12 protein-coding genes and 1 rRNA gene are annotated in these 13,874 nt (G+C 57.0%); 10 read left to right on the top strand and 3 right to left on the bottom strand.

Annotated elements, in window-relative coordinates; all coding sequences use genetic code 11:
- Window positions 1-364 precede the first annotated feature (364 nt).
- Window positions 365-1,222: a GNAT family N-acetyltransferase gene (locus tag ACWKWM_RS15205; protein WP_483846917.1), complete on the top strand. Its 858-nt coding sequence runs from the start codon at window positions 365-367 to the stop codon at window positions 1,220-1,222.
- Window positions 1,223-1,244: 22 nt separating this feature from the next.
- The gene (locus tag ACWKWM_RS15210; protein ID WP_483846918.1) at window positions 1,245-1,958 is read left to right on the top strand and encodes a cupin domain-containing protein; all 714 of its coding nucleotides are present in this window, start codon (window positions 1,245-1,247) and stop codon (window positions 1,956-1,958) included.
- 130 nt (window positions 1,959-2,088) lie between these two features.
- On the opposite strand, the gene ACWKWM_RS15215 is transcribed toward ACWKWM_RS15210, so the two are convergent.
- Window positions 2,089-3,576 (bottom strand): YdgA family protein, encoded by a 1,488-nt coding sequence (locus tag ACWKWM_RS15215; protein ID WP_483846919.1) that lies wholly within the window; start codon window positions 3,574-3,576, stop codon window positions 2,089-2,091.
- Between the two features lie 324 nt (window positions 3,577-3,900).
- Here ACWKWM_RS15215 and ACWKWM_RS15220 point away from each other — a divergent pair, with 324 nt between their 5' ends.
- The gene (locus tag ACWKWM_RS15220; protein ID WP_483846920.1) at window positions 3,901-4,599 is read left to right on the top strand and encodes an HAD-IA family hydrolase; all 699 of its coding nucleotides are present in this window, start codon (window positions 3,901-3,903) and stop codon (window positions 4,597-4,599) included.
- A gap of 182 nt (window positions 4,600-4,781) precedes the next feature.
- Here ACWKWM_RS15220 and ACWKWM_RS15225 read toward each other — a convergent pair whose 3' ends face one another.
- Window positions 4,782-5,771 (bottom strand): LysR family transcriptional regulator, encoded by a 990-nt coding sequence (locus tag ACWKWM_RS15225; RefSeq protein WP_483846921.1) that lies wholly within the window; start codon window positions 5,769-5,771, stop codon window positions 4,782-4,784.
- A gap of 299 nt (window positions 5,772-6,070) precedes the next feature.
- On the opposite strand from ACWKWM_RS15225, the gene argH reads away from it, so the two are divergent.
- The 7 genes from argH to ACWKWM_RS15260 all read left to right on the top strand — a co-directional run bounded on the left by argH (window position 6,071) and on the right by ACWKWM_RS15260 (window position 13,480).
- Window positions 6,071-7,498, top strand: a complete 1,428-nt coding sequence (gene argH, locus ACWKWM_RS15230; protein ID WP_483846922.1) for an argininosuccinate lyase — start codon at window positions 6,071-6,073, stop codon at window positions 7,496-7,498.
- A gap of 30 nt (window positions 7,499-7,528) precedes the next feature.
- Window positions 7,529-8,407, top strand: a complete 879-nt coding sequence (locus ACWKWM_RS15235) for an amino acid ABC transporter permease (protein ID WP_483846923.1) — start codon at window positions 7,529-7,531, stop codon at window positions 8,405-8,407.
- Between the two features lie 22 nt (window positions 8,408-8,429).
- Window positions 8,430-9,194, top strand: a complete 765-nt coding sequence (locus ACWKWM_RS15240) for an amino acid ABC transporter ATP-binding protein (RefSeq protein ID WP_483846924.1) — start codon at window positions 8,430-8,432, stop codon at window positions 9,192-9,194.
- A 22-nt stretch (window positions 9,195-9,216) separates the two neighbouring features.
- Window positions 9,217-10,038, top strand: coding sequence for an ABC transporter substrate-binding protein (locus ACWKWM_RS15245; RefSeq protein ID WP_483846925.1), 822 nt, complete (start codon window positions 9,217-9,219; stop codon window positions 10,036-10,038).
- A 158-nt stretch (window positions 10,039-10,196) separates the two neighbouring features.
- A complete protein-coding gene (locus ACWKWM_RS15250) occupies window positions 10,197-11,372 on the top strand; it encodes an MFS transporter (protein ID WP_483846926.1) in 1,176 nt (391 codons plus the stop codon).
- A 139-nt stretch (window positions 11,373-11,511) separates the two neighbouring features.
- Window positions 11,512-12,516, top strand: a complete 1,005-nt coding sequence (locus tag ACWKWM_RS15255; RefSeq protein ID WP_483846927.1) for an aldo/keto reductase — start codon at window positions 11,512-11,514, stop codon at window positions 12,514-12,516.
- Between the two features lie 223 nt (window positions 12,517-12,739).
- On the top strand, window positions 12,740-13,480 hold the full coding sequence (locus tag ACWKWM_RS15260; RefSeq protein WP_483846928.1) for a GntR family transcriptional regulator: 741 nt from the start codon (window positions 12,740-12,742) through the stop codon (window positions 13,478-13,480).
- Window positions 13,481-13,590: 110 nt separating this feature from the next.
- Here the strand turns inward: ACWKWM_RS15260 and rrf are convergent.
- Window positions 13,591-13,706 (bottom strand): 5S ribosomal RNA (gene rrf, locus ACWKWM_RS15265).
- Window positions 13,707-13,874: the final 168 nt, after the last annotated feature.

The raw sequence follows: 13,874 nt of genomic DNA on the forward strand, positions 1-13,874 counted from the left end.
GAAACAACCGTTTTGCGGCCTGCGCTCAGCAGACTTTGCGGGGCGCTCCAGCCTTGGGCGAACCCAACATTCATGCGCTTTTATGGTTCTTTTTCTGCCTGCGCAGCTCAAAAACAGGCCTTTACGCCGCAGAACCTGCTCCCGGACAGATGAATAAAAGGCAGTGCATTCACGGGGGAAAAACGCCAAGCATTTGCTGCCGACGTCGCGACCTATTTAAGCAGTAACTGTGGTCTGAATACGTGCCGATTGAGGAATCTACCGAATCGTCGCGGACCTCTTGTAAGCCTATTCAACAGATGGGATACAGCACCTCAGTAAACGCATTTAAATGCTCGCGCACACCTCTGAACGGAGAGCCGCCATGACCGATTCGCAACGTCCCGCTTATGACTATCGCCCGATGACCGCCGCCGATGTCGCCAACGCCCATGCGTTGTCCGTCGCCCTGAAATGGCCGCATCGGCTGGAAGACTGGGCGATGCTGCAACGCGTCGCTCAAGGCTTCATTGCCGAGGACAACGGCCGCTTGATCGGCAGCTCGTTTGCCTGCCATCAGGGTGAGTTTTCCACCATCGGCCTGGTGATCGTCAGCGACGACTATCAAGGCAAAGGCGTTGGCCGCCAGCTCATGAACCTGGCGCTGGAAACCGTCGCACCGCGCACCGCGATCCTCAATGCCACGCTGGCCGGGGCGCCGCTGTACGCCAAGATGGGTTTCAAGGATTTCGGCGAAATCCAGCAACGTCAGGGCCAGTCAACGCTGTCAGGTTCGACGCCGCTAAAAGCCGGCGACAGCTGTCGTGGACTGAGCAACCTTGATGCGTCGCGTCTGGTGGAACTGGCCAACGCTGGCAGCGGTTTGGACCGTGGGGCGGTGATAGATGATCTGCTGGGAGCCTATGAATACGGCGTCGGCGTTGAGCGTGACGGGGAGCTTCAAGGCTTCGCCCTGCTGCGGCCTTTCGGTCGGGGGTTGTGCATTGGCCCAGTGATCGCGCAAGACGCGGATCAGGCTAAACACATGATCGAAGAACTGCTGAGCAAAGTGCCTTACGCCTTCGTGCGGATCGACATTCCCACCGGTTGCGGTCTGGCGCAGTGGCTCGAAGACGCAGGGCTCAAGCGCGTGGATGCGGTCACGCAAATGAGCCTGGGTGCCGCGCCACAAGCGACCCAAGGCGTACATCAGTTCGCGCTGGTCACTCAGGCCATCGGCTAATTCATTTTTTGGAGATTCACCCATGTCGCACCCTGTTGTTCTGTTGTTGGCCCGCGCTGATCAAACCTCTGTGGATGCGCCCTTTGTGGCGGGTCGCCTGAGCGCTGAGGATCCCTTCGCTGACGGCCGTAAGACGGCGTTCATCGATGATGACGGGATCGCTGCCGGGACGGTGCAAGCCAGCGGCTCGGTGACGGTTGAAAGTTATCCTTTCACTGAGATGCTGGTGGTGCATCGCGGCCTTGTGACCCTGCGCAGCGGCGAGCGAAAACTGGAAATCGAGCCCGGTCAAAGCGCTGTGATCGGACGCGGTACGGATGTGCACATCGACGCGCAAAGCGGCAGCCTATGGGCATTCTGTGCCGCTGCACGGGCTACCGGCCCTGATAAATCCGGCGTGACGCTCATCGACCATCGCGCGGTTCTCGCGCCTTCGGCAGCTCCCGAAGCCAGCATTCTGATCGGCCCGACGCCTCAGTGCCGCACCAACAACCTGTTCGAAGATAGCGCCAGCACGCTGCGGATCGGCGTGTGGGATTCGACCCCGTATGCCCGGGGCGCACGTCCACACAAAGTGCATGAACTGATGCACCTGATTGAAGGCGAAGTTGAACTGACCCAAGAAGACGGAACGAGCGTGATCGTCAAACCCGGCGACACCGTATTTGTCCCTCAAGGCACGCCGTGTGCCTGGACCAGCAAGGTGTACGTGCGCAAGTTTTATGCGGTGAATTGAGCGGCCCCGGAACGCGCATTTTGTAGGAGATTCACCGTCGTTGAGCCGCTGCGCTAACGCTGATCCTGTTGGAACGAGGCTCGCCCGCGAAGCTAACGATGCGGGCAAGCGCGCTCCTACAGTGAACGCCTTACTGCCCGCCGTTCAACACGCCGACCTTGGTCATCACAAACTCGGCAAACTGTTGGGCGCTCATTTTGTCTCCGTTGAAATCCACGACGTCATTGGCGTAATGCAGGTTCGAGGTGATGTTGTCGCCCTCGACCTTGCCTACGTCCAGCATGATCGCCATGGCGCCCGCCGTGTCGGCTGCATCCTTGGCCTGCTGCGCAACGGTCATGGGGTCGGTCACACCGGCCGACGCGGCCTGCAGCGTCGCCAGGTCCCGAATCATCGGCTTGGACAGCAGCAGTTTGGCATCCAGCTGGGTTAACAACTGCTTGAGCAGCGCCGGGCCTGCCTGATCAAGGGAGGTTGGATTGTTCAAATCCAGAACCAGGCTGAACTGGCTCTCACCGTTTTTGGTTTTCAGTGCCAGCTTTTCCAGCTCGATGTGCGGCTTGGCGGTCAGCAGCTTGGCCACTTCAGCTTGCACCATCGCCTGATCGGCAGGACTCAGTTGCGGCGTGAAACGCTCGCCCGCCATCGCAGCGGCTTGGGCCTGTGGCTGGATCTTGTCCTTGTAGAACTGCAGCAGCGTCTGGGTCGCGGCGATATCGAAGTTGGCAAACTTCCAGAGCATCTGCGATGAGCCGATTTGCTTGCCGTTGTAGCTGATCATGCCGATGTCGTAGCTGACCTGGGCGCTCAGGTTGCCTTCCACTTCCTGGAGCAGGCTGGTGTTGACGAAATCCTTGAGTTCTATCGGGGGCTTGCCGACCACTTGCAACACGGCCGAGGCTACTTTGGCATCACTGTGCCCTAGATAGAGCCCGGATTTGCCCTTGGTGCCGCCGGTTTCAAACGAAAAGTTCTCAAGCGCAATGCGCACCGGGCCTTCTTCGGATTTGGCGTTGATGTCCAGGTTATCCAGTTGACCGGTCGCCTTGAGCTTCTGGCCATCGCCGCTGGCTTGGGCGTTTAGGGTGAAACCGGAAAACTTGAAAGAGCCCTTCTCGTCTTCGAACTGGAACGGCAGGAAGTTGACCTGACCTTCGCCAGCGCGGTCGTAACCCATGCTGAAGTGCCCTGTCAGCGGCGCCTGGCCATTGGTCATAGCGAACCACCGCTCGGAAAAGGCATTCTTTTCCAGCTGCATGTTACTGGCCGCCATGACAGGCACCAGTTTGAGTGACTTCACGCGGGACCACGGAAAAGGGCCGTGTTCGATGGTGTCGACCAACAGCAGTTCAACGGGCTGCCCCTGATTGAATTGAGGGCTCTGCACATTGACGCGGTAGTGAGCGGTGCTAGTGAAGACGTGGCGATCAAGGGATATCAGCTCGACGCTCGCGTCACCCTGCTGACCGACCATGGCAGTCTTGAGCTGTTTGTTGCCTTCGACAATGGCCTCGCCAAGCACACCTTCCAGCCGCACGCCGGTGTACCAGGCGCCTGCGGTGATCAATGCGCCTGCTACCACAACGACGCCTACGGCAATTTTTGCTGATTTATTCATGTGTCGACTCGAAGATGTCCGTTCCGGTGATGATTGATGTCTTCCCTGACCCTGAAAGATTCCGGCGGTCGGGCGACCCTGGCCGAAGCAGCGATTGATGCTGCCCAGAGCCGGGGCAGATTAGCACTCGTCTGTTGTGGCGGCATCCCCGATAGTACGCAGCTTGCCCTTTCAGGCCTTGCATCAGGCCGCAAATATCCAATTCTGCAGACCATCCAGAGTTAATTGATCTGACCAACGATGTCGAATTGCGGCCAATCGCCCTAGCCATCGTCTTCGGCCAGTTGTTAGGCTGGGCATCAATTTGCAGACGGGATCAATGAGATGAGCGAAGTGCACAACCCAAAGGGCCCGATCAAGGCGGTCATTTTCGACATGGACGGCCTGCTGCTCGACACCGAAGGCATTTACACCGAAGTCACCGACACCATCGCCAAGCGTCACGGCAAGGCATTTGGCTGGGAGGTCAAACAGCACACCATCGGCCGTGGAGCCACGGACTTTGCCGAATATGTAATCAACGCACTGCAACTGCCGATGACCGCTGACGAATTTCTCACTGTTCGCCAACCGATGCTGGACGACCGCTTCCCCCGTGCGCAGCCCATGCACGGCGCAGAAGCCTTGGTGCGGCATTTGGCAGAACACGATATTCCGATTGCGGTGGGCACCAGCTCCTCTATTCATTACTTCCACGCCAAGACCACTCTGCACCGCGCCTGGTTTGAGCTGTTCCACCACGTGGTTACCGCTGATGATCCGGATGTCACGGCCGCCAAGCCTGCGCCGGATATCTTTCTGGTAGCAGCTCGCCGTCTGGGCGTCGATCCGAAGGATTGCCTGGTGTTCGAAGACTCCCCGTTTGGCGTGACTGCAGCGAAGACGGCCGGGATGTTCGCCGTTGCCGTGCCGGATTCGCACATGCCCACCGAGCAATACGCGCACGCGGATTTGATGCTGGGCTCTCTGGCGGAGTTCGTGCCACAGGATTGGGGTTTGCCGGGGTACCGCGACAAGCGTTGAACTTACGCAGGGTACTTGTCTGGCGCAGCTCTGTAGGAGCCAACTTGCTGGCGGAACGGACTACGCGGTGTGTCAGTCGTGACGCATCGCGAACAAGTTCGTTCCTCCAGAAATTTCCAGGGTGCAGGGCGATTCATAGCTGGAATGAGCAGATCGAGCACACAACAGGACGACGTTCGCGGCTATCGAGTAGACGCTGCTCCTTGCAAATCCCCACCCTTCAAATTTACCCCCAGCGCAGTTGCGAAGGCTTTCACCAATGGACTGCGCGGCGCACTGTGGCGCAGGATCAGGTTGAACGGCGTCTGAATTTCGATCAGGTCGGGCCTTAAGGCGCGAAAGGTTCCTTCTCTCACCAAGCGATCGGCGTAATGCTTGGGAAGAAATCCGATAAAACGGCCGGTCAGGATCAACATCGCGACCGCTTCAACCTGTGACGCCGATGCTGACTGGCTGTCGTATGTGACGAAGCTGGCCTTGTCGCGGTGGATGGCGTAACGGTGGTTAATGACCTCATAGTGGCGCAGAGTGTTCTGGTCCAGATCACTTTCCGCGATCTCAAACAGCGGGTGTCCTGTGGCGCAATAGGCGTGCGACATTTCTTCATACAGTGGGAAATAATCGAACTCTTCGCGTTGCTGATACACCGGCACAATGCCCAGAACCATTCGCCCTTCAACTATTGCGCGTTCGACTTCATCCAGTTGTGCGGCATGAAGTCGCAGCCTTACTTTAGGCGCCTCGTCGTGCATAGTTCTAAGCGCATTGATTAACGGCGAGCGAGCATCGGACATCGTGTTATCGATAACGCCAATGCTTAGATCACCAATCAGCTCGTGCTGCGCTGAACTAATCCTGTCGCGAAAACTGTCCACCGACGCGAACAATTCGATGGACGCCTGATAGACAAGTTTGCCTTCTTCGGTTAGACAAAAACCTTCGCGACCCCGGGTACACAAGCGCATGCCGATACGAATTTCGAGGTCGGAAATCTGCTTGCTGATGGCGGCAAGTCCCACATTAAGCTCGTTTTGCGCAGCACTGAAGCCTCCAGCCTCAACCACCGCCTGGAATACTCGCAACAGTTTGAAGTCCAGACCGCTCAGCGATAATGGCGCTCTGGCTCCGGGTTTTGGTGGCAAGTTTCCAGAAGTGGAAAGTGGAGTTTCCATAATGCTTATTTACCTCGCCCGTCATATTCAACAGGCTGTGACTCACAACAAAAACATGCCCGAGCCGTAATAATGGCCACAGATAATGGCGATTGGCAACCTTCCATCCGACACGCTGATCAGTGACAAATCACTGATTTAAAAATGATTAAAACCTGACACTTCGATCAGGACTTGATACTCGAAACTGCCCTCCAAAGTCAGCAAATAATCGGATTACGAGCGCGCGCTTCTTGCGAGCAAGACGCGATCTCCGTTTTTTGCAGCTATCGAATTCGCGCATGCAGAGGAAAAGAACGATGTCTCAGCCAACCGATCGCCTGTGGGGCGCCCGATTCAAGACTGGCCCGTCCAAAGCCTTGGCCGCACTGTCCCGCTGTCCGGAGCGCTACTTCCGTCTGACGCCTTACGACCTCGCAGGCTCGCGCGCTCACGCTCATGAATTGCAGCGCGCAGGGCTTCTGGACGACGTCGAAACCGAAACCATGGTTCAGGCGCTGAATCAGATTGGCGATGACTTTCGCGAAGGCACGCTGCATCCCACGCAAGACGATGAAGACGTTCACACGTTCATCGAGCGAGTGCTGACTGAACGCCTCGGAGCGCTCGGCGGCAAGCTGCGCGCAGGGCGCTCGCGCAACGACCAGACCGCTAACGATCTGCGGCTGTTTTTGCGCGATCATGCTCGGCTCATCACCACCGAAGTACTCGGCCTGCAAAATGCGCTGGTGGCTCAAGCCGAGCAGCACGTTGAAAGCATCTGCCCGGGCTTCACTCACCTGCAACAAGCCCAACCGATCGTCTTTGCCCACCATTTGCTGGCCCACGCGCAATCAATGTTGCGCGACGTTCAGCGTCTAGTGGATTGGGACGTGCGCACTTCGCTCTCGCCACTAGGTGCCGCGGCGATGGCTGGTTCAGCCATCGCCCGCCAGCCGGAGCATTCTGCGAAGGAAATGGGTTATACCGGCCCGTGCGAAAACTCTATCGACGCGGTTGCCAGTCGCGATCACGTAGCGGAATTTCTGTTTGTCGCGAGCATGCTCGGCGTGAATATTTCCCGACTGGCAGAAGAATTTTGTCTGTGGTCTTCACGCCAGTTTCGCTGGGTAGGTCTGGACGATGCCTACGCCACCGGCAGCTCGATCATGCCGCAAAAGAAGAACCCGGACATTGCCGAACTGGCGCGGGGCAAGGCCGGGCGCTTGATCGGCAACCTGACCGGGCTGCTGTCGACGCTTAAATCCCTGCCGCTGTCGTACAACCGCGACTTGAGCGAAGACAAGAATAGCGTGCTCGACAGCGTGGACACGCTGCTGTTGGTGCTGCCTGCAATGGCGGGCATGGTCGCTACCATGACGGTCAATGTCGATGAGCTGCGTCGTCAGGCGCCACTGGGCTTCACCCTGGCCACCGAGGTCGCTGACTGGCTCTCGGTGCGAGGCGTGCCGTTCAAAGAAGCCCACGAGATCACTGGCGCGCTTGTGCAACTGTGTGAGAAGCACGACATCGAGTTGTGGGAAGCCACGCCGGCGATGCTGACGGAAGTGGACGTACGCCTGACGCCTGAAGTGCGCGAATGCCTGACGCTCGAAGCGGCAATCGCGGCGCGCAGCGGTTGGGGCGGCACAGCGCCAGAACGGGTTCGCGAGCAGATCGGGCGCTTGAAGACGGCACTCGCCGGCCAACAGCAATGGGCCCAGACCTATAGCGGGTTTCGTATCTGAACCCTGGCGCTACGCTTTCGGAGAATCACCATGAACCAAACCCAGGCAGAGCGTTTGCAGGCTGAACGCAAAAAGACCGAAAACGCGTTCGACATCACGCAGTACGAGCACGTCCCGCGCCGTTATTACGGCCGCATCTTTTTCGCCACCCTCATTGTCGTTGCGCTGGCCGGCTTGGCGCGCGCGTTCGCCAATGGTCAGATTGAATGGTCGTATATCGGCCAGTTTCTGACCTCTCAAGCCATCATGTGGGGCCTTTTGAACACCATCATCATGTCGATTCTGGCGATGATTCTCGGTGTCATCATCGGCGTGATCATCGCCGTCATGCGCATGTCGGCCAATCCCATCCTGCGCTACGTCGCCATCGGCTACACCTGGCTGTTTCGCGGTACGCCACTGATTCTGCAGCTGCTGCTGTGGTTCAACCTGGCGCTGATCTTCCCGGTGATCGGCATCCCCGGCGTGTTCAGCCTCGACACCGTCAGCCTGATGACGCCGTTCATGGCGGCGCTGCTGGGCCTGAGCATCAATCAGGGCGCCTACACCGCTGAAGTGGTGCGCGCAGGTCTGCTGTCGGTGGATACCGGTCAGTACGAAGCCGCCAAGTCAATTGGCATGCCACGCTTGCAGGCGCTACGCCGGATCATCCTGCCGCAAGCAATGAGAGTGATCATTCCGCCGGTAGGTAACGAGTTCATCAGCATGGTGAAAATGACCAGCCTGGCGAGCGTGATTCAGTACTCCGAACTGCTGCACAACGCGCAAAACATCTACTACGCCAACGCCCGCGTGATGGAGCTGCTGATTGTCGCTGGCATTTGGTATCTGGCGGTCGTGACTGTCCTTTCATTCGGCCAAAGCCGCCTGGAGCTGCGTTTCGCACGCGGCGCCGGCAAGCGTTCGTAAGTCAGGTCGAGGAGAATCACTCATGAGAAGCATCGTTAAAGCCGTCGGCCTAAACAAGTACTACGACAGTTTCCACGCACTCAACGACGTCAGCATCGAAGTCGAACAAGGCGAAGTGCTGTGCATCATCGGTCCTTCGGGCTCGGGGAAAAGTACGCTGCTGCGCTGCGTGAACCAGCTGGAAAAGATCGACAAGGGCGGCCTGTGGGTGGACGGCGAACTGGTGGGTTACCGCGTCGTCGGCAACAAGCTGCATGAACTGAACGAAGCGCAGATTGCCCGCCAACGCTTGAGTACGGGCATGGTCTTTCAGCGCTTCAACCTGTTTCCGCACATGACCGTGCTGCAGAACATCATCGAAGGTCCGGTTCAGGTACTCAAGCGTTCGCCGAAGGAGGCTGAGGAAGACGCCATCGAGTTGCTGGCGCGTGTGGGGCTGGCTGACAAGCGTAACGCCTATCCCGTTGAACTGTCTGGCGGTCAGCAGCAGCGTGTCGCCATTGCCCGAGCGCTGGCGATGCGCCCCAAGCTGATGTTGTTCGATGAACCCACTTCTGCCCTTGACCCGGAGCTGGTCGGCGAAGTGTTGTCGGTGATGCGCGACTTGGCGCACAGCGGCATGACAATGATCGTCGTGACCCACGAGCTGGGCTTCGCTCGCGAAGTCTCCAATCGCATGGTGTTCATGGACGGCGGCCAAATTGTGGAGGCCGGAAGCCCCGAAGACATACTAATAAGTCCACAGAACCCAAGAACTCAAAGCTTCATTTCTGCCGTTCGCACCTAAACGAAAATCAAAGAGAACGACCATGAAAACACTCATTATCCCAACGATGCTTGTCGGCCTGATGGCCTCGGCCTCGGTCTTCGCTGCGATCCCTGCGAGTCTGAAAGAGAAAGGCGAAATCACGGCGGCCATCGTGCCGAACTATCCGCCGATGGACTTCAAGGACCCGGCCACCAATACCCTGACCGGCGTCGATGTAGATCTGGGCAATGCGTTGGCTGAGCGGCTGGGCGTGAAGATCAAATGGCAGGAAACGGCATTCGAACAAATGGTCAGTGGTTTGGTGACCAAGCGCTTCGATATCATTTTGTCGGGCATGACTGACACGGCTGAGCGGCAGAAGTCGGTGACGTTCATCGACTACTTCACCAGCGGCCCACAGCTGTACACGCTGACCAAGAACACTGGCTTGAACGAGCTGACTGACTTGTGCGGCAAGAAGGTGGGCACCAGCCGTCGCACTACTTGGCCTGCGGAAATTGCAGCCTGGAGCAAAACCAACTGCGAAGGCGCTGGCAAACCAGCGATTGAAGTCATTGGCTCAGAGGGTTCCGCCGACGCCCGCGCGCAGTTGCGTCAGGGTCGCCTTGATGCCGCCATGCAAGGCAGCGAAACCATTCCTTACCTGATGACGCAGGAAAAGGACGCGTACAAGCCAATCGGTTTGGCGATCTCCAAGCAATTCACTGGCCTGGGCGTGAGCAAGTCCAATCCGGAACTGGCAGCTGCCATTGCTGAAGCGATGCAGAGCATGGTAGACGACGGTACTTACGGCAAAATCCTGAAGAAGTGGGATCTGGAGAGCGGTGCTGTGAGCAAGGTCGAGACTAATCAGGGTAAATGATCGACCGCGCCCCGTGAAACGGCGCCGCCTGTAGGAGCGTGCATGCCCGCGATCGCGTTGTGTCAGACAGCATTGTCGTTGCTGATCCGACGCCATCGAGGGCTAGCGCGCTCCTACAGGGTCAATATCAGGGCAGCAACAAGGACATAAGGAAATCAGTGGCCACTTACTCCCTCGTCATTCGTCGCCTAATGGTTTGCTCGCTGACCATCGTCATGAGTCGAGCGATGACCAGCCCATTGCTGACGCTGTTTCTGAGTACCAAGCTTGGATTGAATCAGCAGGATGTCGGGCTGCTGATGGGCGTCGCGGTGTTTTTGGCGACACTGCTCGGGCTGTATGGCGGCTACATCATTGATCGTCTGGAGAAGCGCAAACTGCTGATTCTGGCGATGCTGTCCAGTTCTGTGGGCTTCACGCTGCTGACCTTCGCGCAGAACGTGTACCTGACCACGCTGACACTGGTAATCACTGAAACCGCCTCGGCGCTGTTTCTGATTGGCTCGAAGGCAATCATCAGCGAGAACCTGCCCATCGGGCAGCGGGCCAAGGTATTTTCCCTGCGCTACACACTGACCAATATCGGATACGCAACTGGGCCGATGCTCGGCGTTTTGATCGCGGGCCAATTGCCGGTTGCACCTTTCTTGATTGCTAGCGCCATTGCATTTGGAAGCATCTTCCTAATGATAGGCATCCCACCAACAGTGCGGGACGGCGAGCATAAACAGCTCAGCTTTCTCAAAACACTCGCCACGCTGAAGAATGACCGCACACTGATTCTGTTCACCGGTGGCAGCTTGTTGAGCACCATCGTGCACGGGCGTTACACGCTGTACCTCTCCCAATTTTTACTGGTGACACACACGTCGGCTCAGGCATTGAAAATATTGTCTGCCGTGCTTGCGTGTAATGCGGTCACGGTGATTCTGATGCAGTACCAGATCGGTCGCTTCCTCAAGCGCGAGCAGCTGCCGTACTGGATTTGTCTGGGAAGTGCGCTGTTCGTGGTCGGGCTGGTGTGCTTCAGCTTTGCTCAGAGCACAGTGGCTTGGTGTGTGGCGATGTTCGTGTTCACTCTGGGGGAAATGATCATCTACCCCGCCGAATACCTGTTCGTCGATACCATCGCCCCGGATCATCTGCGCGGCAGTTATCTCGGCGCCCAGAATCTGGCAGCGTTCGGAGGGGCAATGAGCCCGGTGATCTGCGGATATCTGTTGATCAACACACCTGCACCGACAATGTTTTATGTGTTGGCGGCGTTGACGGCGCTTGGAGGCGCGTTATGTTTTGTGGGTGGTCGACGGGCTCAACTGATCACCCCGTCCTGAATTTGTCACTTTTCAAGTCCGCGTCAAAAAGGCGAGTATGTCCGACCTAGAGCTGTCGGTCTGACAGGTATTTCAGAATCATCCTACGAGCCCGATCCAGACCGTCATGATTTCCACTTCTTTCCGAAAAGGACATCGCATGACTCACCGCATTCTTGGCCAATCAGGCCTCAAAGTTTCGACGCTGACCCTGGGCTCCATGATGTTCGGTGTGCAAACCAGCACCGAAGAGTCGCTGCGTATCATCGATAAGGCCTGGGATGAGGGTGTCAACTTTATCGACACCGCCAACGTGTACAACGCCGGACGCTCAGAGGAAATCGTGGGCGAGGCTATTGCTGCACGCCGCAGTGAGTGGGTTCTGGCGACCAAGGTGGGTAGCAGCTCTGGCAATACCGCACCTAATACCAGTGGCCTGAACCGCAAACATATCTTCAATGAAATTGAGTCCAGCCTGCGTCGTCTGGACACCGATTACATTGACATCTACTACCTGCACAAAGAAGACCACAGCACGCCACTTGAGGTAACCATCTCAGCCATCGGCGACTTGATTCGTCAGGGAAAGATCCGATATTGGGGTGTGTCCAACTTCCGTGGCTGGCGTATTTCTGAAGTCGTTAATGTTGCGCTGCGTCTGGGCGTCGACAAGCCGGTGATCAGTCAGCCGCTGTACAACATCGTCAACCGCCAGGCGGAGCTCGAGCAGATCACTGCTGCGAAGTTCTATGGACTTGGCGTGGTGCCTTACAGCCCACTCGCAAGAGGCGTGCTGAGTGGCAAATACGCGCCGGATGTCACACCGGACAGCAGCACCCGCGCGGGGCGTCAGGACAAGCGTATTCTGGAAACCGAGTGGCGCGTGGAGTCGTTGCGTATCGCTCAGAAAATTCAGCAGTACACGCAAGACAAAGGCGTCGGCATCGTCGAGTTCGCCATCGCTTGGGTGCTCAATAACAAGGCCGTTACGTCCGCCATCGTAGGACCACGTACTGAAGCGCAGTGGGACAGTTACACCAAAGCTTTGAGCGTGAAAATTACGTCGCAGGATGAGGCATTCATTGATTCACTGGTCACGCCAGGACACGCCTCAACGCCAGGTTTCAATGACGTGCAACATTTCGTCACCGGCAGGTATGTGTAAGGCGTCGTTCGGGTGTGGCCGGGTAACCAGGTTGTTCGCCTCTGGTTTACCCAACTGAATTCCCGGCCGGCCAACGGGCTTTGGTCACATTCAACTGGTAACAAGCGTTATCGTTGGCGGGTCTATGCATCTATGGCCTAGGGTATTGGCAATATTGACAAGACGTGACGTGGGTTCTAGGGTTCCGTTGGATCCAATCATTTACCATATTAAGAAGTAAGCGATGCGCAGGACTGACAAAGAACAATTTCTGCGGGAAGTTTTGGGTGATGAGCAACCACCTGCGCATCTGGCACGGGCCGTCATCGAAGCCAAGGTGCGCAATGCGATCCTTGATGGTCGATTGCCTGCCGGTATCGCGCTACGTCAGCAGGAACTTGCAACGCTCTTCGGAGTAAGTCGCATGCCTGTTCGAGAAGCCCTCCGGCAATTGGAAGCTCAATCATTACTGCGGGTTGAAACCCATAAGGGCGCCGTTGTTGCACCGCTCATCAGCGAAGACGCCACGGACGCTTATGCGCTGCGCATCCTGCTTGAGTCCGAAGCAATTCGCCAATCGATTCCGCTACTGGTAGAAGATGACATTGCTGCTGCCCGGGCGTGTATTGAGAAGCTGGAGATTGAAAGTGACTACGCCGTTATGGGCACGCTGAATCGCCTGTTCCACATGACTCTCTATTCAAAAGCACCCAATAAGCGGCTGCTCAAATTGGTTGAAGATGGGTTGAACGAGGAAGAACGGTTTCTGCGTTTTAACCTTTCGGCCATGGGACTTGGCAAGCTGTCTCAACAGGACCACTGGGAACTGCTGGAGCTTGCTCAATCCAAGTCCGTGGAGCTGACTGTCTGTGCCCTTGAGCTTCATCTGAACCGTGGCGTCAACGCAATCAATACCTATCTGAAAGACCGCTCTCCAGAGCCTGCAATCTCTTCCCGCCAGCCGCCCAAACGCCACCGATCCTAATAGCGGCTATCCTGCCTCGCCGGACCGTCACCGTCTTTACCCGTGCACTTTGGCCTACCAGAAACACAAAACCCCTGTCTGCGTGAGCAGACAGGGGTTTCGGAATTCAATCTTGACGATGACCTACTCTCACATGGGGAAACCCCACACTACCATCGGCGATGCACCGTTTCACTGCTGAGTTCGGGATGGGATCAGGTGGTTCCAGCACTCTATGGTCGTCAAGAAATTCTGTTGCCGATCCGTTATCAGTTAACGTCCCAGCGAATGATTTTCTATAGCTTTCACTAAAACAAAACCCCTCACCGCGCAAGCGGTGAGGGGTTTCGGAATTTAATCTTGACGATGACCTACTCTCACATGGGGAAACCCCACACTACCATCGGCGATGCAT

It is taken from the genome of Pseudomonas rosaeacicularis (assembly GCF_057128745.1).

Coding starts and splice junctions, on each gene's coding strand:
- ACWKWM_RS15205 (WP_483846917.1), top strand. CDS start 365: ATGACCGATTCGCAACGTCCCGCTTATGACTATCGCCCGATGACCGCC.
- ACWKWM_RS15210 (WP_483846918.1), top strand. CDS start 1,245: ATGTCGCACCCTGTTGTTCTGTTGTTGGCCCGCGCTGATCAAACCTCT.
- ACWKWM_RS15215 (WP_483846919.1), bottom strand. CDS start 3,576: ATGAATAAATCAGCAAAAATTGCCGTAGGCGTCGTTGTGGTAGCAGGC.
- ACWKWM_RS15220 (WP_483846920.1), top strand. CDS start 3,901: ATGAGCGAAGTGCACAACCCAAAGGGCCCGATCAAGGCGGTCATTTTC.
- ACWKWM_RS15225 (WP_483846921.1), bottom strand. CDS start 5,771: ATGGAAACTCCACTTTCCACTTCTGGAAACTTGCCACCAAAACCCGGA.
- argH (WP_483846922.1), top strand. CDS start 6,071: ATGTCTCAGCCAACCGATCGCCTGTGGGGCGCCCGATTCAAGACTGGC.
- ACWKWM_RS15235 (WP_483846923.1), top strand. CDS start 7,529: ATGAACCAAACCCAGGCAGAGCGTTTGCAGGCTGAACGCAAAAAGACC.
- ACWKWM_RS15240 (WP_483846924.1), top strand. CDS start 8,430: ATGAGAAGCATCGTTAAAGCCGTCGGCCTAAACAAGTACTACGACAGT.
- ACWKWM_RS15245 (WP_483846925.1), top strand. CDS start 9,217: ATGAAAACACTCATTATCCCAACGATGCTTGTCGGCCTGATGGCCTCG.
- ACWKWM_RS15255 (WP_483846927.1), top strand. CDS start 11,512: ATGACTCACCGCATTCTTGGCCAATCAGGCCTCAAAGTTTCGACGCTG.
- ACWKWM_RS15260 (WP_483846928.1), top strand. CDS start 12,740: ATGCGCAGGACTGACAAAGAACAATTTCTGCGGGAAGTTTTGGGTGAT.